Annotated in this window: 22 protein-coding genes; 11 read left to right on the top strand and 11 right to left on the bottom strand. The window is 60.5% G+C overall.

Going from position 1 to position 20923, the window contains the following annotated elements; all coding sequences use genetic code 11:
- Positions 1-16: 16 nt before the first annotated feature.
- From ACWHXT_RS02830 to ACWHXT_RS02840, 3 genes are read left to right on the top strand one after another with little or no spacing between them, the layout of a single operon-like run.
- The gene (locus ACWHXT_RS02830) at positions 17-388 is read left to right on the top strand and encodes a diacylglycerol kinase (protein WP_447527754.1); all 372 of its coding nucleotides are present in this window, start codon (positions 17-19) and stop codon (positions 386-388) included.
- A 53-nt stretch (positions 389-441) separates the two neighbouring features.
- Entirely contained in the window at positions 442-3396 is a 2955-nt protein-coding gene (gene glnE / locus ACWHXT_RS02835; protein ID WP_447957170.1) for a bifunctional [glutamate--ammonia ligase]-adenylyl-L-tyrosine phosphorylase/[glutamate--ammonia-ligase] adenylyltransferase, read from the top strand.
- A gap of 18 nt (positions 3397-3414) precedes the next feature.
- Positions 3415-4308: an AEC family transporter gene (locus tag ACWHXT_RS02840; protein WP_447895140.1), complete on the top strand. Its 894-nt coding sequence runs from the start codon at positions 3415-3417 to the stop codon at positions 4306-4308.
- Here the strand turns inward: ACWHXT_RS02840 and ACWHXT_RS02845 are convergent.
- Positions 4305-4664 (bottom strand): hypothetical protein, encoded by a 360-nt coding sequence (locus tag ACWHXT_RS02845; protein WP_447927984.1) that lies wholly within the window; start codon positions 4662-4664, stop codon positions 4305-4307. The genes ACWHXT_RS02840 and ACWHXT_RS02845 overlap by 4 nt on opposite strands.
- A gap of 191 nt (positions 4665-4855) precedes the next feature.
- Here ACWHXT_RS02845 and ACWHXT_RS02850 point away from each other — a divergent pair, with 191 nt between their 5' ends.
- Both ACWHXT_RS02850 and ACWHXT_RS02855 read left to right on the top strand, forming a co-directional pair.
- Positions 4856-6487, top strand: a complete 1632-nt coding sequence (locus ACWHXT_RS02850; RefSeq protein ID WP_447957171.1) for a BCCT family transporter — start codon at positions 4856-4858, stop codon at positions 6485-6487.
- A gap of 46 nt (positions 6488-6533) precedes the next feature.
- On the top strand, positions 6534-6701 hold the full coding sequence (locus ACWHXT_RS02855) for a hypothetical protein (RefSeq protein ID WP_447527759.1): 168 nt from the start codon (positions 6534-6536) through the stop codon (positions 6699-6701).
- A gap of 96 nt (positions 6702-6797) precedes the next feature.
- On the opposite strand, the gene ACWHXT_RS02860 is transcribed toward ACWHXT_RS02855, so the two are convergent.
- From ACWHXT_RS02860 to ACWHXT_RS02870, 3 genes are all read right to left on the bottom strand, one after another.
- Positions 6798-8051 (bottom strand): GGDEF domain-containing protein, encoded by a 1254-nt coding sequence (locus tag ACWHXT_RS02860; RefSeq protein WP_447957172.1) that lies wholly within the window; start codon positions 8049-8051, stop codon positions 6798-6800.
- A complete protein-coding gene (locus ACWHXT_RS02865) occupies positions 8048-8686 on the bottom strand; it encodes a substrate-binding periplasmic protein (RefSeq protein ID WP_447957173.1) in 639 nt (212 codons plus the stop codon). The genes ACWHXT_RS02860 and ACWHXT_RS02865 overlap by 4 nt, the downstream gene beginning before the upstream one ends.
- A gap of 104 nt (positions 8687-8790) precedes the next feature.
- Positions 8791-9531: a substrate-binding periplasmic protein gene (locus tag ACWHXT_RS02870; RefSeq protein ID WP_447957174.1), complete on the bottom strand. Its 741-nt coding sequence runs from the start codon at positions 9529-9531 to the stop codon at positions 8791-8793.
- A gap of 132 nt (positions 9532-9663) precedes the next feature.
- On the opposite strand from ACWHXT_RS02870, the gene ACWHXT_RS02875 reads away from it, so the two are divergent.
- From ACWHXT_RS02875 to ACWHXT_RS02885, 3 genes are all read left to right on the top strand, one after another.
- Entirely contained in the window at positions 9664-11007 is a 1344-nt protein-coding gene (locus ACWHXT_RS02875; protein ID WP_447927989.1) for an MFS transporter, read from the top strand.
- Positions 11008-11023: 16 nt separating this feature from the next.
- Positions 11024-11539, top strand: coding sequence for a retropepsin-like aspartic protease family protein (locus ACWHXT_RS02880; protein ID WP_447927990.1), 516 nt, complete (start codon positions 11024-11026; stop codon positions 11537-11539).
- 77 nt (positions 11540-11616) lie between these two features.
- Positions 11617-11796 (top strand): PLDc N-terminal domain-containing protein, encoded by a 180-nt coding sequence (locus ACWHXT_RS02885; protein WP_447527765.1) that lies wholly within the window; start codon positions 11617-11619, stop codon positions 11794-11796.
- A gap of 88 nt (positions 11797-11884) precedes the next feature.
- Here ACWHXT_RS02885 and ACWHXT_RS02890 read toward each other — a convergent pair whose 3' ends face one another.
- Complete coding sequence (locus ACWHXT_RS02890; RefSeq protein ID WP_447927991.1) at positions 11885-12025, bottom strand: hypothetical protein; 141 nt, start codon at positions 12023-12025, stop codon at positions 11885-11887.
- Positions 12026-12297: 272 nt separating this feature from the next.
- Here ACWHXT_RS02890 and ACWHXT_RS02895 point away from each other — a divergent pair, with 272 nt between their 5' ends.
- Both ACWHXT_RS02895 and ACWHXT_RS02900 read left to right on the top strand, forming a co-directional pair.
- Entirely contained in the window at positions 12298-13005 is a 708-nt protein-coding gene (locus ACWHXT_RS02895) for a response regulator (RefSeq protein WP_447527767.1), read from the top strand.
- Positions 13006-13052: 47 nt separating this feature from the next.
- On the top strand, positions 13053-14663 hold the full coding sequence (locus tag ACWHXT_RS02900) for an ATP-binding protein (protein ID WP_447957175.1): 1611 nt from the start codon (positions 13053-13055) through the stop codon (positions 14661-14663).
- Here ACWHXT_RS02900 and ACWHXT_RS02905 read toward each other — a convergent pair.
- Both ACWHXT_RS02905 and ppk1 read right to left on the bottom strand, forming a co-directional pair.
- Positions 14626-15564 carry a LysR family transcriptional regulator gene (locus ACWHXT_RS02905; RefSeq protein ID WP_447957176.1) on the bottom strand — a complete coding sequence of 313 codons (939 nt, stop codon included), beginning with the start codon at positions 15562-15564 and terminating at the stop codon, positions 14626-14628. The genes ACWHXT_RS02900 and ACWHXT_RS02905 overlap by 38 nt on opposite strands.
- 146 nt (positions 15565-15710) lie before the next feature.
- Positions 15711-17903 carry a polyphosphate kinase 1 gene (gene ppk1 / locus ACWHXT_RS02910; RefSeq protein WP_447957177.1) on the bottom strand — a complete coding sequence of 731 codons (2193 nt, stop codon included), beginning with the start codon at positions 17901-17903 and terminating at the stop codon, positions 15711-15713.
- A 309-nt stretch (positions 17904-18212) separates the two neighbouring features.
- On the opposite strand from ppk1, the gene elbB reads away from it, so the two are divergent.
- Positions 18213-18884, top strand: a complete 672-nt coding sequence (gene elbB, locus ACWHXT_RS02915) for an isoprenoid biosynthesis glyoxalase ElbB (protein ID WP_447957178.1) — start codon at positions 18213-18215, stop codon at positions 18882-18884.
- Between the two features lie 87 nt (positions 18885-18971).
- On the opposite strand, the gene tatC is transcribed toward elbB, so the two are convergent.
- From tatC to ACWHXT_RS02935, 4 genes are read right to left on the bottom strand one after another with little or no spacing between them, the layout of a single operon-like run.
- Complete coding sequence (gene tatC, locus ACWHXT_RS02920; protein ID WP_447957179.1) at positions 18972-19754, bottom strand: twin-arginine translocase subunit TatC; 783 nt, start codon at positions 19752-19754, stop codon at positions 18972-18974.
- A complete protein-coding gene (gene tatB / locus ACWHXT_RS02925) occupies positions 19751-20200 on the bottom strand; it encodes a Sec-independent protein translocase protein TatB (RefSeq protein WP_447957180.1) in 450 nt (149 codons plus the stop codon). The genes tatC and tatB overlap by 4 nt, the downstream gene beginning before the upstream one ends.
- A 3-nt stretch (positions 20201-20203) precedes the next feature.
- Positions 20204-20476, bottom strand: a complete 273-nt coding sequence (gene tatA, locus ACWHXT_RS02930; protein ID WP_447527774.1) for a Sec-independent protein translocase subunit TatA — start codon at positions 20474-20476, stop codon at positions 20204-20206.
- Positions 20477-20533: 57 nt separating this feature from the next.
- Positions 20534-20878, bottom strand: coding sequence for a phosphoribosyl-ATP diphosphatase (locus tag ACWHXT_RS02935; protein ID WP_447927998.1), 345 nt, complete (start codon positions 20876-20878; stop codon positions 20534-20536).
- Positions 20879-20923 lie beyond the last annotated feature (45 nt).

Here is a 20923-nt window from a genome sequence, read left to right on the forward strand (position 1 = left end):
AGGTGAAACTCACGCCATGAAGCCACGCCATACCGGAATAACTCACTTGGTCCACTCCACGCGCTATTCGTGGAAGGGGCTGCGGGCGGCTTTTACCAACGAGGCGGCCTTTCGCCAGGAAGTCGTGATCTGCGTTGTCCTGCTACCGCTTGCCTGGTGGCTGGCGGATACGGCCATGGCCTGGCTTACACTGGTGGGCAGCCTTTTCATGGTGCTGATCGTCGAGCTTTTGAACAGCGCCGTCGAGAACGTGGTGGACCGCATCGGCCCGGAGCATCATGAGCTCTCCGGCCGCGCCAAGGATATCGGCTCCGCGGCGGTCATGCTCTCGCTGATCATGGCGGGGCTTACCTGGGGGGTGCTGGGCTGGGTGAAGCTGGCCGGATAACGCGCAAACTTAACAACGCGCCGGGGTGTACCCGGACAGGCAACGAGGTGGCTATGCAGTGGAACGCAGCGGTTTTATCCCAGGCGCCCGAGGCGCTCACCCCGCTTGCCGAGCAGGCGCTGGCGAGTCTGACGGAGGCGCTCGATAAGGCGGACAACGTCGCCTCGATGACCGACAAACCGCTCCCCTCGCGCGCCTTCGAGACCCTCGATGCGCCGCTTTTGGCCGCGCTTTATCGCGTGATCACCGTCTCCCACTTCGCTGCTGAAACCCTTGGCCGCTACCCCGAGTGGTTGGGCGAGCTAATCGACAACGCCGAGTTCGACGCCACGCCGGATAAAGCCACCCAGCAGGCCTGGCTTGAAAAGGCGCTGGCCGGCGCCGAAGACGAAGAAGCCCTGCACCGGGTCATCCGCCGCTTTCGCCGCGCGCGCATGCTCGGGATTATCTGGCGCGATCTCAACCGGCCGGCGGATTACGCCATGTGGCAAACCGCCCAGGCGCTCGCCTGGCTTGCCGAGGTGTGCCTGGAGGGGGCACTGGGCTGGCTGGAAAACTTCTACGCCCCGCGCTGGGGAACCCCCGCGCCCTGCGCCGATGGCCGCCCGCAGCGGCTGGTGGTGCTGGGTATGGGCAAGTTGGGGGCCGGCGAGCTCAACCTCTCCTCGGATATCGACCTGATTTTCGCTTTTCCGGAAAAGGGTGAGACCCAGGGCGGGCGCAAGCCTTTAGAGCACCAGGAGTACTTCACTAAGCTTGGTCAGCGCCTGATCGCCGCCCTCGATGCACTCACCCGGGACGGCTTCGCTTTTCGCGTGGATATGCGCCTGCGCCCGCTGGGCGATGGCGGGCCGCTGGTGGGGAGCTTCGCGATGCTATCGAGCTACTACCAGGACCAGGGGCGCGAGTGGGAGCGCTACGCGATGCTCAAGGCGCGCCCGGTCGCCGGGGATGTCGAAGGGGGGAGGGAGCTGCTGGCAAGCCTGCGCCCCTTCGTTTACCGGCGCTACCTGGATTTCGGCGCGATCGAGTCGCTTCGAGAGCTGAAAGCGATGATCAACCGGGAAGTGAAGCGCAAGGGCATGCAGAGCAATATCAAGCTCGGCCCTGGCGGCATTCGCGAAGTGGAGTTCGTCGTCCAGGCGTTTCAACTGATTCGCGGTGGTCGCGATACCGAACTACAGGTCGCCTCGCTTGCCCGCGCGCTGAGCGAGCTGCCCCCGCTTGGCCTGCTGCCCGAGGCGGTCGTCGAAGAGCTTTTACACGACTACGCGTTTTTACGCGACGTCGAGCACGCCATCCAGGCGCTCGACGACCGCCAGACCCAGATGCTGCCCGACGATGACGACGAGCGCACCCGCGTGGCCTACGCCTTGAAGAAACCAGACTGGGCGGCACTTGTCGAGGCGCTGGACGCGGCGCGGGAGCGAGTGCGCCGCCACTTCGACGCGGTCATCGCCGACCCGGAAGGCGAGGTGGACGATGAAAGCAGCACCAGTGTCGAGCTCGAGCAGTGGCGGCTTTTATGGCGCGGGGAGCTGGAGGAGGACGAGGCCCTGGCGCAGCTGGACGCGGCGGGCTTTGCCGACCCGGCCCAGGTGCTCAAACGCTTGAAGAACTTCTATCACTCCCGCCAGGTACAGGGCATGCAGCGTATCGGCTTCGAGCGTCTGAACGCGCTGATGCCGCTGCTGCTCGACGCCGTGGCCGAACACGACACGCCGGACACCGCGCTCGAGCGGGTGCAGCCGTTGATCGAATCGGTCCTGCGGCGCACCGCGTACCTGGCGCTTTTGCGGGAGAACCCCCACGCTCTCGAGCACCTGATGCATCTTTGCGCTCCCAGCCCCTGGATCGCCCAGCACCTGGCGCGCTATCCGATTTTGCTCGACGAGCTGTTAACGCCGGAGACGCTCTACACCCCGGCGGATAAGACGGCGCTAAGCGATGAGCTTCGCCAAACGCTAAACCGGTTGCCCGAGGACGACGAAGAGGCCCAGCTCGAGGCGCTGCGCGTGTTCAAGCACGCCAAAACGCTGCACGTCGCCGCTTCGGATATCGCCGGTACCCGCCACCTGATGAAGGTGAGCGACTACCTGACCTACATCGCCGAGGTGATTCTGGAGGCGGTGCTGGCCATGGCCTGGAAGCACGTGGCGCGCAAGCACGGCGTGCCCGCTGGGCTGAGTGAGCATGAGCCGGCGTTTTTGATTGTCGGCTACGGCAAGCTCGGCGGCATCGAACTGGGATACGGCTCCGACCTGGACCTGGTGTTTCTCCACGACAGCGACACCAAGGGCGCCACCGACGGGCCCCGCCCGCTGGATACGCCGGTGTTCTACACGCGCCTTGGTCAGCGCATCATTCACCTTTTGACCGCCACCACCCCGGCGGGCAGCCTTTATGAGGTGGACATGCGCCTGCGCCCATCGGGCAACGCCGGGCTTTTGGTCACCTCCATCGACGCCTTCGGCGAGTATCAGCGCCAAAACGCCTGGACCTGGGAGCACCAGGCGCTGGTGCGCGCCCGGGTCGTGGCGGGCCACGCCGACCTTGCAGAGAAGTTCGAGACGCTGCGCGCAGGCCTTTTGACCCAGCCCCGCGAAGGCGAGGCGCTCAAAAGCGACGTGGTGGGCATGCGCCAGAAAATGCGCGATCACCTGGCGACCAAACCCGGGCCGAAGGAGGCCGCCACGACCTTCAATCTGAAGCAGGACGCCGGCGGCATGGTGGATATCGAGTTTCTCTGCCAGTACGGGGTGCTGGCGCTCTCGAACAAGACGCCTGAGCTTGCCACCTACCGCGACAATATTCGACTTCTGGAGACGCTAGCCGAGCACGGTTATATCAGCGACGACGAGGCGGGCGCGCTTCGAGAGGCTTACCTTGCCTACCGAAGCCGCACCCACCGCGCCGCGCTGACCGGCGATAAACCCGTGGCGGATCCTGACCAGCTTACCCAGCACCGCGAGGCGGTTTCTGCGCTCTGGCAACGCTTTTTGGGCTAGCACCTTGAGTAGCGATCCATGACCGGCCATATCCTTGCCACGCTGTTACCCGTTTTCCTGATTGCCGCGGCGGGGGCGCTTTACGGGCGCTTTCGCACGCCGGATATCGCAACACTCAACACGCTCAATATGGAACTGTTCGTGCCGCTTCTGGTGTTTGCCGTACTGGCGGACCGCCAGGCGCCGCTGGCCGAGTACGCCTGGCTTGGCGGGGCGGCGGCATTGGTGGTGCTTGGCTCGGGGGTGGTGCTCTGGCCGCTGGCCCGGTGGCTAAATCTTGATCGCAAGGTGTTCCTGCCATCGATGATGTTCAATAACTCGGGCAACATGGGCGTACCGCTTCTGGTGTTCGCCTTTGGCGAGGCGGCGCTGCCGGCGGCGGTGGTGGTGTTCATCGTCGAGATGCTGCTGCACTTCTCGGTGGGGCTCTACATGCTCGATTCGCGCACGTCCCTTTGGCGCATGCTCAAAATGCCGATCGTGGCGGCCAGCGTAGCGGGGCTTTTCATCAACGTAGGCGATATCGCGCTGCCGGGCTGGCTGCTGGACGCCATGCACATGCTGGGCGGGGTGTGCATTCCGCTGATGCTCTTCGCGCTGGGCGTGCGGTTGCTGGAGGTGGATCTTGGCGACTGGCGCACCGGGCTTTTAGGGGCGGTCTTGTGCCCGCTATCGGGGCTTGTGATCGCGCTGCCGCTGATGTGGCTGCTGCCCCTGGAACCGCTTCAGCTGGCAACGCTTTTGGTTTTCGCCGCACTCCCCCCGGCGGTGCTGAACTACCTGGTGGCAGAACAGTACGACCTGTTACCCCAAAAGGTGGCCTCCATCGTGCTGATCGGAAACCTCGGGAGCCTGGTCGTGATGCCGGTGGTGTTGGGCGTTACCTTTGCCTTCATCCATGCGCCGGTTTAGCGTTTCTCCTTGACCTCGAAGGTGCCTTCGAGCGCGTCCTGCTGATGATGGCGCGTGTCCTGGGCGTGAGAAGAACCGCCGGCACTGCCGCCAATATCCTGGGCCTGGTCGGCGCGCATCTGATCCATACGCTTTTTCATCTTGTAGCGCATCAACGGCATCAAAGCCCAGCCGATCAGCAAAAAGACCAGCCCGAACACCACGCCGACGATCATCAAGGCGCCGAAAGCCAGCCATACCAGGGCAAGCTTCAGGGTGCCCAAAAGGCCGTTGGGTTGGGTATTGGCCGCTTTGGCACGCCACTGATGGGCGGCCTGCCAGGCAGCGTTTTGCGAATCACGATGAGGGTGGCGCATTAGAGACTCCCTTGATCTTTGGCAACCGGTCTTTGGCTACCGTTCTTTTGCAACCCGTCTTTTGCGAACATTGGAACACAGCGCGTAGGGCGAGTTCACTTCTGGCGCGGCGCTTGCTTTACACCCTGATAGCTGCAAGGGTTAAAACACTGAATGGGGATGATTCAAACCTGGGAGAATAAGGAGATCAAATGGCGCGTAAAGAAGGTAAAACGGTATTCGTCGCATCCGCCGTTATCATCTTTGCACTGGTGGTAATCGGCGCGGCGTTTCCGGAAAATTTTGGTAGCGGCGCCGAGGCCGCGCTCGGTGCGGTTACCGAGCACCTGGGCTGGTTCTATCTGATTTCGGTGTTCGGGTTCGTCATCTTTTTATTCGGGCTGGCGCTGAGCAAGTATGGCAAGGTGCGACTGGGCCCCCAGGACAGCCGCCCCGACTATACCTTTTTCTCCTGGATCAGCATGTTGCTGGCGGCGGGGTTTGGCGTTGGGCTGGTGTTTTACGGTATGGCCGAGCCCATGAGTCACTTCATCGAGGTGCCCTACGGCGATTTCGAGCCCGAGACCGAGGCCGCCGCGCGCTACGCGATCCAGTACAGCTACTTCAACTGGGGCATTCATCAGTGGGCGGCGTTTTCGGTGGTCGGGCTGATCATTGCTTATTTCCAGTTTCGTAAGGGCCAGGCGGGGCTGGTGTCGTCGGTGCTTTCATCGGTGGTGGCCAAAAAGCCGCGGCTGCGTCCCTACGTTTCCTGGATCGACGTGTTTGCCGTGGTCGCGACCGTCATGGGCGTGGCGACCTCGCTGGGGCTTGGCGTGCTGCAAATGAACGGCGGGTTGAACGCGGTGTTTGGTGTACCCGAAGGCACGCTTTGGCAGTTCATCATTCTTGCCGTCATGTTCTGCGCCTACATGCTTTCGACCTGGGCGGGGCTGGATAAAGGGATCAAGCGCCTTTCCAATTTGAACCTGGCGATCTGCATCGGCCTGATGCTCTACGTGTTGATCACCGGGCCGACGGTGGCGATTCTCGAAACCATTACGCTGGGCATTGGCGACTACCTGCAGAACTTCATCGGCATGAGCCTGCGCATTTCACCTTATAGTAGCAACGAGTGGGCCAGCGAGTGGACGATCTTCTACTGGGCCTGGGTGATCGCCTGGTCGCCCTTCGTGGGCACCTTCGTGGCGCGCGTCTCCCGCGGACGCACCATCAAGGAGTACGTGTTCGGCGTGCTGATCATGCCGCCGCTGCTGGCGTGTTTGTGGATCGGTGTGTTCGGCGGCGCCGCGCTCACCATGGAGATCAATGGCGACAATATCGGGCTGGCCGCGGCAACCCAGGATAATATCACCGTGGCGCTTTTCGAGATGTACGAGCTGATGCCCTTTACCAGCGTGCTCTCGCTCGTCTCCATTTTGCTGATCTTTATCTTTTTGGTGACCTCGGCGGACTCGGCCTCTTATATCGTGGCGCAGATGACCGACAACGGCTCGATCAACCCGCCGCTTTACAAGCGCGTGATCTGGGGCGTATTGATCGCCGCCATTTGCCTTACGCTGATCGCAGCGGGGGGCTTGACCGGTTTGCAGTCGGCCGCGGTGCTGGCGGCGCTTCCCTTTACGTTCATTCTCTACCTGATGGTGTTCGTGCTGGTTCGCGAGCTGCAGGCGGACCGGAAGTCGATGTTGACCCAGCTCTATCGTCGCCACGGCGATACCCCGGTCGGGGCGGACGCTTTCGAGGCCGGCGAGCTAAGCGATGCCGAGCAGGAGCGCATGCGGCGTGCACCGCTCGTGGTCAATCGGCGCATCAAGGACTAGACTTTACAAAAATACGTTGTAAACCGTCTAAAGGGAGTAAGCGCTCATGGCTCGACCGCGCCAAGGCGCAACGCGACGTCAGCCCAAAGGGGCTGGCCTTGGTCGATGCGGTGCGGTCTTCGACCGCTGGCTGGATTTGATCGTCATCGTGGCGGTCCTGACGGCGCTGGTGATCGGTTTGTCCGCCGTTTTGGCGCACTGGCTGCTGACCTGACGAGGACGAGACTCAGCCAACAAAAGGGGCGCATCATGCGCCCCTTTTTTAATGGCTCGCTCACTCGATGAAGGCTTGGTCTTTCAAACGCCTTGGCTAAACCGGGTCGAAGGCTTCTATGCGATTTCGGCCGCGGTTTTTGGCATGGTAAAGCCGCTCGTCGGCTTCGCTTAGTAGCTGGGCGGCGGTTTTTCCACTGGCGGGTAGGGCGCAGGCCACCCCGATGCTCACGGTGAGCATGTTATCCTGGCCGCGGGCGTGGGGAATGGCCAGCGTCAGCACCGCTTGACGCATGTGGTTGGCGATGCTCAGGGCGCGGTAAATGTCCTTGGCGGGCAGCACGCAAACGAACTCTTCGCCTCCGTAGCGCGCCAGCAGGTCGGTTTCCTGGTCGATGCAGCGGCTAAGCGCCCGGGCAACGCTTTTGAGCGTATCGTCGCCCATGGTGTGGCCGTAGTAGTCGTTGAACGCCTTGAAACGGTCGATATCGACGAATATCACCGAAATAGGCTCTTCCGCCTTGATAGATTTCTCCCAGTGGCTGGCCAGAAAGGCGTCGAAGTAGCGTCGGTTGGCGATGCCGGTCAGGCCATCGTGCCTGGAAAGCTGATGCAGGTGGTCGCGCTGCTCCAGGCCGCGCTGAAACTCACACAGCAGGTGATCCAGGCTCTCGACCAGGTGGCCCAGCTCATCGTTTCGATGGCCGCGCAGCGTGGGCTTGGGCCACTGGGCCGGAAAGGCCGGGTCGGTCAGGGCGATGGCGGCGTGAACCTTCAAAAGCGGCCGGGTGATGAAGATATGGAAAAAAGCGATAAACAGCGAGCTGAGTAAAAAGGCCTCGGCGATACTGACACCCACCACGCGATAGCCTCGGGCGAGAAACTGGGCCGTTAGATAATGCTGGTCCAGCGAGAGCCGGATTTCGCCGACCGGTGAGGTCGGCACGGTTTCGCCCATGTTGTAACGAAGCGGTTCCCGGTAGTCGAGTATATCGCCAAACAGCGCCTCCCCAAGGCGCCCGGACGGCGGCGTGAGTGATTCGAACTCGGCCAGCTTACGGCCAAAATCATCCTCGATGACCACCCGAGCGACATCGCTATCATTGAAAAGCCCCCGTGCGATCTGCTCGGCAAGCTGGGGGTTGAGCTGAAACGCCGCCTCCGCCGCCGCGCCATTGATGATGGCAAGCTGCTGCTGGGTGCGTTGTTCGATGCCGGCCCGCATACTTTTCGCGTGGCTCCAAAGCTCGACGCTACCCGCGACCAGGCTGATAAGCGTGGCGATGAGAAGCGTCAAAAGCGCTTGCTTTAAGGTCAGGCGTCCTTTGATGAGCCGGCCCCTGGTGTTCATGGCAGTGCCCTTAATGCCTGCTGGATTCTGTCCATTACCTGATGGGGAACGCTTGGGTTGCAGGCCAGATAAAGCGGCATATGGGCAAAGGTAAACAGGTGAACGAGCGGGATGTCTTCCTCCTGGGCGATGAACTCCCCGGGTGCCCGGCCGGAAACGATCACATCCAAAAAACCGGCTTCCAGTCGTGCGATATTGACCCGCTCGCTGGGCGCTCTGATGACGTCGATGCCTTGGCTTTTGACGTAGTCGCCCACGGCATCTTCGCGAAAGCTGCCAACGCGCAGGCCAGCCAGGTCCTCGAGGCGGGTTAAATCGCCCGCATGGCCCTCGAGTGCGAACGCCGCCCACTCGTTCGCCGCCAGCGGCCCCGCCCAGCGAAAAAGCGCCTCGCGCTGGGGGGTGCGCGTGGTCGAGTAAACGCAGTGGTCCCGGCGAAGCCGCGCTTCGGTATAGGCGCGCGCCCAGGGAAGCAGATGAAACCGGGCCTCGATCCCGGTTCGTTCGAGCGCCTGCTGTAAGCGCTCGGTCGCGTAACCCTGGAGGTCGCCACCATGACCATGGTTGAAGGGCGGATACTCTTCGGTATTGATCGTCAAGGGGTAGGAGGGCGCCGGGCTCGCCGTCACCTGCATGCTTGAAAACATCATAATGAACATAACGAGTACAGGTGAAAAAGACGGAGGCCGACGGTTACTCATCCTCGTATACCGGCGACGCAATATCAAATGAACTTAGCTCAAGAAGCATCTTTTTGAAAATATTCGGTCAGCGCCGGGTCGCTCTCCTTGTTGATCGCGAAGTAGAGCGGATAGCGACTCAAGGTATAAACCGGGATCAAAGTGGCGGGCTGGTAGCCCTCGTGCTCGACGATCCAGTCGGCGACGTTTGCGCTATAGGCCCACAGGTCGACCCGTTCATTGATCAGCATATTGAGCGCACTCTGGTTATCCAGCGCGTGGTGAATGAGCGTTTCCGGGTAGTCCGCCTCCGTCAGGCTCAATTCACCGATATCGCCCCGGATCACGACGACGCTGAGGCTTTGCGCGATGGCGTCACTCAGCGCCTCGATGCGTAGTGGCTTGCTGGCATGGCCGATCAGGGTGACCCGGTCGATGGCGATGGGCCCGGCCCAGTCAAAAAGTGCTTCGCGCGAGGGCGTCCGGTTGGTCGAGAAAAGCACTGTGTTGGGCGTTTGCAGCACCATGTTGTAGCCTCTTATCCACGGGTAACTGTGAATATCGGCACGTTCGAACGGCGTTTGAGAGTAGTTGAACAGACGCTTTAAAAGATCGACCGTTTGACCTTTTACAACGCCTTGTTCGACATAGTTATAGGGGGGATACTCTTCGGTAATATAGCTAAAGGCAGCGAGGGAGGGGGACGTGTCGGCAAAGCATCCGCTTATCCCCATAAGCACCGCGACCCGCAACGCGCCCTTGGCTATCGAGTGCTTTTTGACGGCGAATTCATGCGTCATGCGCAGATACCCCAACGTAATTCCCAGGAAAATTTAGAGTAACTTTCACCCCCTGTCATCCCCCTTTTACTGGCTTAGGCGTTAATGTAGTCGAGCTGGCCCCTTTGATGCACTATCTGCACGAGAGCTTCTATGTCCTCTGAACCCGTACAAAGCGCAGCGGCCTACGCCTCCCGGCGCGAGATATTTGGTTGGGCAATGTTCGATTTTGCCAACCAGGCCTATACGCTGCTGATTATCACGGTGGTTTTCGGCGAGCTTTTTACCACCGTGATCGTCGGTGATCGCGGTGACAACTTCCGGTTGGCCAATTTTTTATGGAGCCTGGCGCTTGCCACCAGCTACCTGCTGGTGGTGATTACCGCGCCGCTTAGCGGGGCCATCATGGATTACCGGGCCGAAAAAAAGCGCTTTCTGCTGGTAAGTTATCTGGCGACGATCGCCACGACCGCCATGCTCTATTTCGTCGAACCCGGCTACGTGGTGGCGGGGCTTTTGCTGATCATACTCTCTAATTACGCCTACTCCATGGGCGAATCGTTCATTGCCGCGTTTTTACCCGAGCTCGGCCCGCCTACGGCGCTGGGTAAAATTTCCGGGTTTGGCTGGGCGCTGGGCTATATTGGCGGATTATTCGCCGCGGGCTTTACGCTTTTGGTGCTGGGCGAAGCGACGCTCGAGAATTTCGAGCGTATTCGCTGGGTCGGCCCGTTCGCCGCCGGGTTTTTCCTGGTCGCCGCCATTCCCACCTTCCTGTGGTTAAAAGAGCGGGGTGAGCCCAGAGAGAAGGGGGTGTCCTACTGGCGGATCGCGCGGGGGCGCTTGACGTCTACTTTCAAGGAGCTTCGCTACTTCAAGGATCTGACCGTCTTTTTGGTGTCGCTGCTTTTCTCGATGGCCGGGGTCTACATCATCATCGCGTTTGCGTTCATCTACGGCGCCCAGGTGATCGGCTGGGACGAAGGGGTGCGCAACATCATGTTCATCGTCGTGCAGCTCACCGCGGCGGCGGGTGCGCTGGGGTTCGGTTTTATCCAGGATAAGCTGGGCGCCAAGCGCACCTACCAGATGACCCTGGCGCTCTGGGTCCTGGCCATTCTGGCGATTTGGGCGACCCCAGAACTTACCCAATGGGCCAACGCGCGTTTTGGCTGGCAGTGGCAGGCGCAATACGTCTTTTTATACGTGGGCTGTTTGGCGGGGCTGAGCCTGGGGTCGAGCCAGTCCGCCAGCCGCGCGCTGGTCGGGGTTTTCTCGCCGCTTGCCAAGTCCGCGGAATTTTTCGGCTTCTGGGGTCTGGCGAACAAACTGGCCGGGGTGCTGGGTATCGTGTTGCTGGGCGTGCTGCAAACGTTGATTGGTCTGCAGGCCTCTATTCTATTATGTGTAGGATTGTTCATCATGGCGATGCTGATTTGTGCAGGCGTGAACGAGCGCCGCGGCCGCGAGGCGGCGACTGCATGGGAAAGCACCTAACGGGCGGAGAGGGTGTATGACATCGCTAAACGCACAGCGCGGCGGCATCGTGATGATGCTGCTATTTTGGATCGCCCTGATCGGGGCGGGCACCTGGCTTATCGACGGCGGTTTCAAAAATCTCACCACGCCCAACGCCCATATCATGGATACCTCGACAGAGGGGGCGCCGGTACGGCTCAAGCGTAACCGCTCCGGACATTTCGAGGCCCCCGGCCAGATCAACGGCGAGCCGGTTACCTTCCTGCTCGATACCGGCGCCACCTACGTGGCGGTGCCCCACGAGCTCGCCGATAGGCTGTCGCTAGAGCCCGGGCGCAGCGCCTGGTTCAACACGGCTAACGGCCGGGTACAGGGTAACTTAACCGAGCTCGACGAAGTATCCCTTGGCGGGCTGCGCGCCAGCAACGTCCAGGGCTCTATCAGCCCCGGTATGGAGCGCGATACCGTGCTTTTGGGCATGAGCTTTTTGAATCTGCTCAGTATCGAAATAGCGGATGGCGAAATGCTGCTGCGCTTGCCGCCGCAGTGACGCTCGCATGTTGACCAGGAAGTGCTATGCTGAGCGCGTAATGAAAGGATATCGGCACAACACCAAGGAGCGTTGTTATGGGAATTGAAGTAGGCGGCCTGTTAGGCCTTATCTGGCTTGTCATTGTCATTTGGGCCATTGTTAAAGTCGCCAAGAGTTCGGCCGGCGGCCTTGCCAAGCTGATCTGGATTCTGGTGTTACTCTTCTTCCCGCTAATCGGTTTGATTATCTGGTTCGTGTTAGGGCCCAAGGGATAGCCGGTTTAAGCGAAATGAAAAAGCAGGCCCTTGGGCCTGCTTTTTTTGTATTCTAAAAGCGCATCTTGTGACGTTTAAAGGCGCTTGGCTAGTCTTCGGTGCTCTCGTCACTCGCTGGCGGGGCCTTATAATGCCCGGGGATCGTCAGCTTTTCGCCATTGGGTAAATCGCGCACCTGAGTGGGTACGTAGACGCGTTTAATGACGCTTTTGGTTTTTTGATCGCCCATCGCCTTCTCCTGCCATGTCCAAAAGATGGTTGACAACTCGCGCACTCAACATTAGCGCGCCAGCCATCAACAATCAAGCGGTGCGCCGTTTGCAAAAATAGTAAAAAGCGGCCCGGCAGGTCCTCCGGGCGGTGCCGATTTATTCTTGCAATTTGCCTTTCAAACGTTAATAAAGAGTAAGCTAGTGTTACCATTAAGCACTTTGCCACGTTAATCAGATGCCATGAAGTTACCGAGGCTATTGACCATTATAAAGGAAGCGGGAGCCGCTCATGTCTGACTATCCCGATCAAGACCATGTGCTGATCATCGAAGATGACCAGCGTCTGGCCGAGCTAACCCGAGAATACCTGGATAACAACGGCTTTAAAGTAACGGTCGAAGCCGATGGTGCGAAAGGGGTCGAGCGGATTCTGGAGCTTCAGCCGGACCTTGTCATTTTGGATTTGATGCTGCCAGGCGAAGACGGCCTTTCGATCTGCCGGCGCGTACGCCCTAATTTCACCGGGCCCATCATGATGCTGACCGCGCGCACCGATGACCTCGACCAGGTGCTGGGACTCGAAATGGGCGCCGATGACTACGTGCCCAAACCCGTCAAGCCCAGGGTGCTGCTGGCACGCATGCGGGCCCTGTTGCGCCGCGCCGACGCGCCGGTGGCCCCCAACGGCGAGGTGCGCCTGCAGTTTTCCAATCTGGATATCGATAGCGCCACCCGCGAGGCGTGGCTCGAGGGGGAACGCATCGACCTGACCAGTGCGGAGTTCGATTTGCTTTGGCTTTTAGCGAGCAATGCGGGCACCGTGCTGACCCGGGAGGAGATATTCAGCGACCTGCGGGGGATCAAGTACGACGGCCAGGACCGCTCCATCGACGTGCGCGTGTCACGCATTCGCCCCAAGATCGGCGATGACCCCCATCAGCCTCACCGTATTAAAACCGTGCGCAGCAAAGGCTACCTCTTTGTCAAGGATAGCTAATCGCCGCGTTGCGAGACCCGGTCAAAAGCGTCAGCGAGGTGAATGCCATGCCGCGCGTGCTTAGCCACGGCTCTTTTTTTAGATTTTACGTGCTGCTGGCTCTGGCGCTTTGCGTGGTGTTCGTCATTACGATCGGCGGGCGCACCTTCATCGAACAGGTACGCCGCGAAGAGTTTCGCGAAAAGATGGTGAGCCTGCCGATGACGCTAATGACCCGGCAGTTGGCCGAGCTTGCCCCGGAAAATCGAGAAGCGCGTTTGAACGCTTTCTCGCATCAGTTCGGTATGCAGCTGGCGCTGGTGCCGGCCAACGATGCCGAGCTCGGCTATTTCGAGAAAGCCCGCCTGGCGCGGGGTAGTATTTTGATCGAGACCAACCCCTGGCGGCTTCGTCAGCGCATTCCCGACGAGCGCTCACAGCCGGATAGCCTCTTGAGTGCTACCTTCCTGGGCTGGAACGAGCGCCAGTGGCAGGGCAGCATGGTGGCCCTGGGCGAGTGGCTGGCACGAACGCCCGCTCCCCAGCGCCAGTCAGTACTTGCCGGTTTGAATCTGCCGGGATGGCCACTGGCGCTCGTCTCTACACTGCCCGAAGGCCTCACCCCGGCCCAGCGCCAGCAGCTGGCCCGCGGCGAGGTCGTGACACGGCTGGTGACCGAGCAGCTCTCCCTTACGTTTATTTATCAAATACCCGGCAGCGAGCAGTGGCTGAAAGCCGGCCCCATTACCCGGCGGGATACGCTACCGCTGAGCCTGCATTTACCGCTTCTCATCGGCGTCATGGTGGTGCTGAGTCTCATCATCTACCTCATCATGCGCAGTATCGAAGCGCGCATGGCGCGTTTGGAACTCGCCGCCACGCGTATCGCAAGCGGCCGGCTGGAAACCCGAGTGAAAGTAGAAAGCGGCGATTTTCTGGGCCGGCTCGGTATGGCCTTCAACGCCATGGCAAGTCAGGTGCAAACGCTTTTAAAAGGCCAGCAGGAGATGATTCGCGCGGTCTCTCACGAGCTACGTACGCCGGTGGCGCGGATACGCTTTGCCGTGCAAATGGTCGAGGATATGACCGAGGAGCCGTCGATCCGCCGCCAGTTGCAGGGGATCGACGCCGACATCGCCGAGCTCGACGATCTGGTCGACGAGATTTTGACCTACGCGCGTCTGGGGGGCGGGCCAAGCCACGGTGACCCACTTGAGATGGTGCCGGTGGAGTGCTGCGCCATGGCCAACCGGGTCATCGACGCGCTCACGCCGCTGCACAAAACACTCAGTCTCAAGCTCGAGACAGAGCACGAGGAGATCGAGCTTCTGGCCGAGCCGCGCTATCTGCAACGTGCGCTGCAAAACCTGGTCAGTAACGCCTGCCGTTACGGGCGCACTCAGGTCAGCATTCGTCTTTGCGACGAGCCACACCTGGTACGTATCGATGTCGAAGACGACGGCCCGGGCGTGCCGCTGGAGGCGCGCGGCGATATCTTCAAGCCCTTTGCCAGGCTGGACGACAGCCGGGCGCGAAGCTCCGGCGGCTACGGTCTGGGGCTTTCCATCGTGCACAAGGTCATGACCGGCCACGGCGGCAGCGTCACCATCGATGAAAGCCCGGGCCTTGGCGGGGCGCGCTTTACGCTATTGATTCCTCGCCGCCACCCGCCGGCTTGACGCCGCTGAGCACCGCAAAGGACGTTTCCCGTGCGGTGCGCAAAAAATCCTGCATCCAGGGGGTGTGGCGCGTCTCATCGCGAATCGCTGCATAGAGCGTGCCCCAAATTCCCGCCTCGCCCAGTTTCACCGCGCTTACGTAGTCGCGCTCCAGATATTCGGTCAGCGCCCAGTTGGGCAGCGCGCAAACGCCCCGGCCGCTGGCCACCAGCTGCATCATCATGATGGTGAGCTCCGCGGTGCGAATCTCCTTCGGGCGTACCTGGGCTGGCGTCAAAAACTGGGTGAACACATCCAACCGCGACTGCTCCACCGGGTAGGTGATCAGCGTCTGTTCGGCGAGCTCTAAGGGGCTGACAAAGCCTTTCTGCGCGAAAGGGTGCTGGCGGGCCACGGCCAAAAGCCCCTCGTAGCGAAACAGCGGCGCGTAGTGAATGCCTTCGATGGGCTGCGGGTCGGCGGTGATGACCAGGTCGAGCTGCTCGCGGGCAAGGGCCGGCAGCGGGTCGAAGTGATGACCGCTCGGGATATCGATCTCGACTTCCGGCCAGTGATCGCGAAAGTAATCCACCGTGGGCATCAGCCACTGAAAGCAGCTGTGGCATTCGATGGCCATGTGCAAGCGGCCCTGCTCGGTACCCGAAAGCCTGGCCAGGTCGCGCTCGGCGCGACGCACCGCCGGCAGTAGCTCGTCGGCCAGCGCCAACAGGCGAAGCCCGGCCCGGGTGAACTCCACCGGGCGCGTTTTACGCACGAAGAGCGGGCCCGCCACGCGGCTTTCCAGATCTTTCAACTGATGGGAAAGCGCCGACTGGGTCAGGTGAACGCGCTCGGCGGCCTCGACCAGCGAGCCGGTTTCGCGCAGAGCGGCCAGCGTACGCAGATGACGTAGTTCAAGCATTGACGGTTCGGTTCGCGGTTATAAAAGACAGTGAACGTGTTTAAAGCGAGAACCCCGGTATTCGAGATTCTATCGTCGCAGTGTCTCATATTTGCGCCGACACTGCGCCTGGAAGAGCGGCGCGGCGTCGAAGGAGAGGCAAGAGGCTAGCTTTTCGAGGCGTAGGCGTACAACAGCGTTTCCTGGGCGCTGATGGCGTCACTGGTGCCCGGGCCCTGGAGGCGGTAGCTGCCGTCGCTTTCCAAAAGCCAGCTCTGGCAGTTATCCACCAGGTAGGTTTCCATGTCCTTGCGTACCCGGTTGGCGAGCTTTTTGTCCTTGAGGAGAAAGCAGGTTTCCACCCGGTGGAACATGTTGCGCGGCATGAAGTCGGCGCTCGAGCACCAGGTTTCGGGCTTGTCGTTGTTATGAAAGTAGAAGACCCGGGTGTGCTCCAGAAAGCGCCCGATGATCGAGCGCACGCGAATGTTCTCCGAGACACCCTTGACCCCTGGTTTCAAACAGCACATGCCGCGGATGATCAAGTCGCACTCCACGCCGGCCTGGGAGGCGCGGTAGAGCGCCTTGATCAGTTTGGATTCGGTGAGCGAGTTGCACTTGATGATGATGTGGCCGCGTTTGCCCTTGGCGGCAAACTGCGCCTCACGCTCGATCATTTCGATCAAACGCTGATGTAGCGTAAAGGGGGCGTGGAGAAGGGTATCGATCTTGCGCGTCTGCCCCATGCCGGAGAGCTGCTGAAACACCCGATGTACGTCGGCGCACAACGCCTGATTGGCGGTCAAGAGGCTGTAGTCGGTATAGAGCTTGGCGGTTTTGGCGTGATAGTTGCCGGTGCCCAGGTGGGCGTAGTGTTTGAGCTCGCCCTTCTCGCGGCGCACGATATGGATCATCTTGGCGTGAGTTTTATAGGCCATGATGCCGTAGATCACGATGGCGCCGGCCTCCTGCAGGCGCGAGGCCAGCTGCAGGTTATCGGCCTCGTCGAAACGCGCGCGCAGCTCGATCACGACGGTGACTTCCTTGCCCTGGCTTGCCGCGTCCACCAGGGCGCTGACGATCGACGAGTCCGCCCCGGTGCGGTAAAGCGTCTGCTTGATCGCCAGTACGTCCGGGTCCCGTGCCGCCTCGCGTAGCCAATCCTCGATGGGCGAAAACGCCTGGAAGGGGTGGTGCAGCAGAATATCCTGCTGGCTGATCGCGTTGAACAAACTCCCTTCCTTGAGCGCCTTGGGTACGCTTGGGATGAAGGGCCGGTACATCAGCTCCGGGCGGTCGACATCGTCGAGCACGGCCATCATGCGGGTCAGGTTGACCGGCCCTTCTACCCGGTAGAGATCGTCGGGCGTTAGATCGAACTGGCGCAGCAGAAAATCGGTCAAGTCGTCGGGGCAGTTGTTGGCCACCTCCAGGCGAACGCCGCTGCCGTAGCGGCGCGCCAAAAGTTCGCCGCGTAGCGCCGAGGCCAAATCCGACACCTCTTCCGGGTCGACGCTCAAATCCGCGTTGCGGGTCAGCCGGAACTGGTAGCAGCCGAGCACGCGCATGCCGGGAAAGAGCTCTTCGGCGTGGGCGTGAATCATCGAGGAGAGGAATACGTATTCGGAGAAGCCTTCGGCGCAGAGCTCCTTGGGCAGCGCGATCAGTCTGGGCAGCGAGCGCGGGGCGGGCAGAATCGCCATGCCGCCGGCCCGGCCGAACGCATCCTTGCCTTCGAGGGCGACGATAAAGTTGAGGCTCTTGTTCACCAGCCGGGGAAACGGATGCGAGGGGTCGAGGCCGATCGGGCTGATCACCGGCATGATTTCACGATCGAAATACGCCCGCACCCAGGCTTGCTGCGCCTCGTTCCATTGATCGCGGCGGCGAAAGCGTAGTCCTTGAGCTTCGAGCGCCGGCAGCAAGGTGTTGTTGAGGATCTGATACTGGCGGCGAATCTGGCGGTGGGCAGTGTCGGATATCTCGCTCAGCACTGCCCTTGGCAAGCGGCCGTCGGCGGAGGTGGCGTTGTCGTTCAACGCAATCTGGTGTTTGAGCCCGGCCACGCGAATCTCGAAAAACTCGTCCATGTTGGAGGAGAAAATCAGCAAAAACATCAGCCGGTTCAATAACGGGTGGGCATCGTCCAGCGCCTGTTCCAGCACGCGAATGTTGAACTGCAGGTGCGAAAGTTCGCGGTTGAAGTAGAGCTCCGGGTCGTCCAGGTCGGTTTGCCCGTCTCCGCCTTTGGCTTGAACGCCGGTCGGGGTACGATTGATCCGAAGGGGCAAGCTCTCGCCTTCACCGCTGGATGCTTCAATACTTTGAAGCGGCGTAGAGTCCGACGTTTGCATCTCCATACATCTCCCGCAGATTGGGCATCACGCGTTGTAAGCGCCTACCTGGATCTTAGTGTGTTGGGCTCGATTTTGCAGGATAAACATGACAGTTCTATGTCGCCTTGGCATGAGGTTAATTAAATTTAATTTTATCGAGGCTTTAGCGGTGCGGTTTTACGCAGGGCCCAGCGGGTGCTTGGCAGACGCGAATACCCGCGCCGTATTCTAAGGCGAAAGCCGTCTTGTGGAGCCGGTGAAGAGTGACTAGAGTGTCGGCTTTAGTATGTCGCTCGCTGTCGAGACTACGAAAACAACCAGGAGAGTTAGGGCATGAGCAAAAAAGTAGCAGTGATACTGGCCGGCTGCGGCGCTTATGATGGCTCGGAGATTTATGAAACCACGCTGACACTGTTGCGTCTCGATCAGCTGGGTATCGCGTACCGCGCCTTTGCACCGGATATCGATCAGCACCACGTCGTCAACCACCTGACCCAAGAGGCCCAGGACGGCGAAACGCGCAACGTGCTCAAGGAATCGGCGCGGCTGATGCGCGGCGAGATCCAGCCCATTACCGAGCTCGACGCCGATGATTTCGACGCGGTGATCGTGCCTGGCGGCTTCGGCGTGGCCAAAAACCTTTCCGACTTTGCCGAACAGGGCGACGCCATGGCCGTGCTCGAGAGCCTGAAAACCGCGCTTGGCGCGTTCAAGGAGGACGCCAAGCCGATCGGGCTTATGTGTATCGCCCCGGTGCTGGTGTCCAGGCTTTGGGGCGACGGTATTTCGGTCACCATCGGGCGCGACCCAAGCGTTGCCGGGGCGATCAGCGCCATGGGCGGGCTGCACAAAAGCTGCGACGTCGATGATATCGTCGTCGACCTGGAGCACCAGGTGGTGACCACCCCCGCCTACATGCAGGCGAAGCGCATCAGCGAAGCCGCTACCGGCATTTTCAAGCTGGTCGAACGCATCAACGAAATGATGGATCAGGCCAAGCCATAGCGTCCTTTGGGCCGTCGAAATGCTCGAGTAATCAACAAAAAACCTCTGCACGGGTGCAGAGGTTTTTTTAGGCTTACAAGAAAGGGTTTATTCGCTTTCGCTGTTCTCTTCGGCCTTGAGCCGGCGTTTGCGCACCAGTCGGCCAAACAGCAAACCCACCTCGTAAAGCAGATACATGGGAATGGCCAGCAGGCTTTGCGAGATGATGTCCGGTGGCGTGAGCACCATGCCGATGACAAAGCAGCCCAGCAGAATGTAGGGGCGCTTTTGCGAAAGGCTCTGGACCGTCGTGGCGCCGGAGAGAATCAGCAAAAACGTCGCAATGGGAATCTCGAACGCCACGCCAAAGGCGAAAAAGAGCTTCAGTACGAAGTTAAGATACTGATTGATGTCGGTCATTACCGCCACGTTCGCAGGCCCGGTCTGGGTGAAAAACTCGAACAGCAAGGGAAACACGACGTAGTAGGCAAACGCCGCCCCGGCGTAGAAGAGCGCAATGCTCGACACCAGAATGGGGATCGCCAGGGCCTTCTCGTTGTCGTAAAGCCCGGGAGCTACGAAGGCCCAGGCCTGGTGTAGCACGAACGGAATCGCCAGAAATACCGCGACCACCAGCGTTAGCTTGAAAGGCGCCAGAAAGGGCGAAGCCACTTCGGTGGCGATCATTTGTGAGCCCGCCGGTAGCAGCGCGATCAAGGGTTCGGCGACGAAGGTGTAGATGTCGTTGGCAAAGGCGTAAAGCGCCAGGAACATCACCAGCACGACCGCCACCGCCTTGACCAGCCGCGAGCGCAGCTCGATCAGGTGTTCGATTAGCGGTGCCTGGCTTAGATCCTCGCGCGGCTGGTTTGAATCGCCCGGCTTACTCATGACGGGTTACTATCCTTTTTCAGCTCATCGGATTCGGGACGCGCGGACTCCTCGGTACTCGCCTGGGAGGAGGGCTCGGGGCTCTCGTGGACTTCCTCCAGCGCATCGTCCAGGCGCGCGGCGGCCTTGGCAACGCGCTTGTCCGTGTCATCTCCCGGGGCGCCGGAAGAAGACGGCGCCGCTGGGGCACTCGCGATGCTCTCGACGTCGCGCTTGGCCTGCTTCAGGCTGCTATCGAGTTTTTTCTGCTGATCGCTGATTTTCTGGCGAAGCTCTTCGGCCTCGAGCTGCGCGCTGATTTCGCGCTGCATACCGGATACCGTTCGCTTGATCTTGCCGATCCACATACCGGTGGTGCGCGCCGCCTTCGGCAGGCGCTCGGGGCCGAGTACCAAAAGGGCCACGATGCCAATGAGCATGAGCTCAAGAAAGCCGATATCCAGCATGGCTTAGGGACGCTCCTCAGAGCGCTTCTCGGCCTCGGCCTTACGCTTCTCTTCGGCCTGCACGTCATAGGTGTTGCCCGGCTCTTCATGAGCCACCTTGGCGGCTTCGTCGCGCTCGGCGGATTTTTCTTTCTCCTCCTCGCTCATGGCGCTTTTGAAACCCTTGACCGCGCCGCCCAGGTCGGTGCCGACGTTGCGCAGTTTTTTGGTTCCAAAAATCAGGATGATAATGCCCAGTACAATCAAGAGCTGCCAGATACTGATGCCACCTAACATAGTCGTTTCCTCATTAAGCCGGGGCGTAAAACGCGGGAAAAGAGCGCTGATTGAGCGCTATCGGGACGCTTTTTCATCGTGGCCGGAGACCCCGAAGCGCCGTGCGAGCTCGTCGAGCACGCGTTGATGGTCGAGCTCGAGGTGCGAGAGCATCACCAGCGTATGAAACCACAGATCGGCGGTTTCAGCGATAACCGCTTGGCGCTCTTCGTCACCGCCAGCCTCGACGTCCTTGGCGGCCAGCACGGTCTCGAAGGCTTCCTCGCCTACTTTTTCGAGTATCTTGTTGAGCCCCTTGTCGTGCAAGGCGGCGACATAAGAGTGTTCCGGGGCGGCGTGGCGGCGCTGCTCCAGCACCTTTGCTAGCTGGTCCAGAACGGGCGTGGTGTTGGCGGTGCTCATCGAAATCCTTGGACGTTGATTAAAGATCCTGCGGGCGCTTTGCTC

Source organism: Vreelandella halophytica, from assembly GCF_968193635.1.

Excerpts from the sequence above, each read along its gene's own strand:
- ACWHXT_RS02830 (WP_447527754.1), top strand. The coding sequence starts at position 17 with ATGAAGCCACGCCATACCGGAATAACTCACTTGGTCCACTCCACGCGC.
- glnE (WP_447957170.1), top strand. The coding sequence starts at position 442 with ATGCAGTGGAACGCAGCGGTTTTATCCCAGGCGCCCGAGGCGCTCACC.
- ACWHXT_RS02840 (WP_447895140.1), top strand. The coding sequence starts at position 3,415 with ATGACCGGCCATATCCTTGCCACGCTGTTACCCGTTTTCCTGATTGCC.
- ACWHXT_RS02845 (WP_447927984.1), bottom strand. The coding sequence starts at position 4,664 with ATGCGCCACCCTCATCGTGATTCGCAAAACGCTGCCTGGCAGGCCGCC.
- ACWHXT_RS02850 (WP_447957171.1), top strand. The coding sequence starts at position 4,856 with ATGGCGCGTAAAGAAGGTAAAACGGTATTCGTCGCATCCGCCGTTATC.
- ACWHXT_RS02855 (WP_447527759.1), top strand. The coding sequence starts at position 6,534 with ATGGCTCGACCGCGCCAAGGCGCAACGCGACGTCAGCCCAAAGGGGCT.
- ACWHXT_RS02860 (WP_447957172.1), bottom strand. The coding sequence starts at position 8,051 with ATGAACACCAGGGGCCGGCTCATCAAAGGACGCCTGACCTTAAAGCAA.
- ACWHXT_RS02865 (WP_447957173.1), bottom strand. The coding sequence starts at position 8,686 with ATGCAGGTGACGGCGAGCCCGGCGCCCTCCTACCCCTTGACGATCAAT.
- ACWHXT_RS02870 (WP_447957174.1), bottom strand. The coding sequence starts at position 9,531 with ATGACGCATGAATTCGCCGTCAAAAAGCACTCGATAGCCAAGGGCGCG.
- ACWHXT_RS02875 (WP_447927989.1), top strand. The coding sequence starts at position 9,664 with ATGTCCTCTGAACCCGTACAAAGCGCAGCGGCCTACGCCTCCCGGCGC.
- ACWHXT_RS02880 (WP_447927990.1), top strand. The coding sequence starts at position 11,024 with ATGACATCGCTAAACGCACAGCGCGGCGGCATCGTGATGATGCTGCTA.
- ACWHXT_RS02885 (WP_447527765.1), top strand. The coding sequence starts at position 11,617 with ATGGGAATTGAAGTAGGCGGCCTGTTAGGCCTTATCTGGCTTGTCATT.
- ACWHXT_RS02890 (WP_447927991.1), bottom strand. The coding sequence starts at position 12,025 with ATGGGCGATCAAAAAACCAAAAGCGTCATTAAACGCGTCTACGTACCC.
- ACWHXT_RS02895 (WP_447527767.1), top strand. The coding sequence starts at position 12,298 with ATGTCTGACTATCCCGATCAAGACCATGTGCTGATCATCGAAGATGAC.
- ACWHXT_RS02900 (WP_447957175.1), top strand. The coding sequence starts at position 13,053 with ATGCCGCGCGTGCTTAGCCACGGCTCTTTTTTTAGATTTTACGTGCTG.
- ACWHXT_RS02905 (WP_447957176.1), bottom strand. The coding sequence starts at position 15,564 with ATGCTTGAACTACGTCATCTGCGTACGCTGGCCGCTCTGCGCGAAACC.
- ppk1 (WP_447957177.1), bottom strand. The coding sequence starts at position 17,903 with ATGGAGATGCAAACGTCGGACTCTACGCCGCTTCAAAGTATTGAAGCA.
- elbB (WP_447957178.1), top strand. The coding sequence starts at position 18,213 with ATGAGCAAAAAAGTAGCAGTGATACTGGCCGGCTGCGGCGCTTATGAT.
- tatC (WP_447957179.1), bottom strand. The coding sequence starts at position 19,754 with ATGAGTAAGCCGGGCGATTCAAACCAGCCGCGCGAGGATCTAAGCCAG.
- tatB (WP_447957180.1), bottom strand. The coding sequence starts at position 20,200 with ATGCTGGATATCGGCTTTCTTGAGCTCATGCTCATTGGCATCGTGGCC.
- tatA (WP_447527774.1), bottom strand. The coding sequence starts at position 20,476 with ATGTTAGGTGGCATCAGTATCTGGCAGCTCTTGATTGTACTGGGCATT.
- ACWHXT_RS02935 (WP_447927998.1), bottom strand. The coding sequence starts at position 20,878 with ATGAGCACCGCCAACACCACGCCCGTTCTGGACCAGCTAGCAAAGGTG.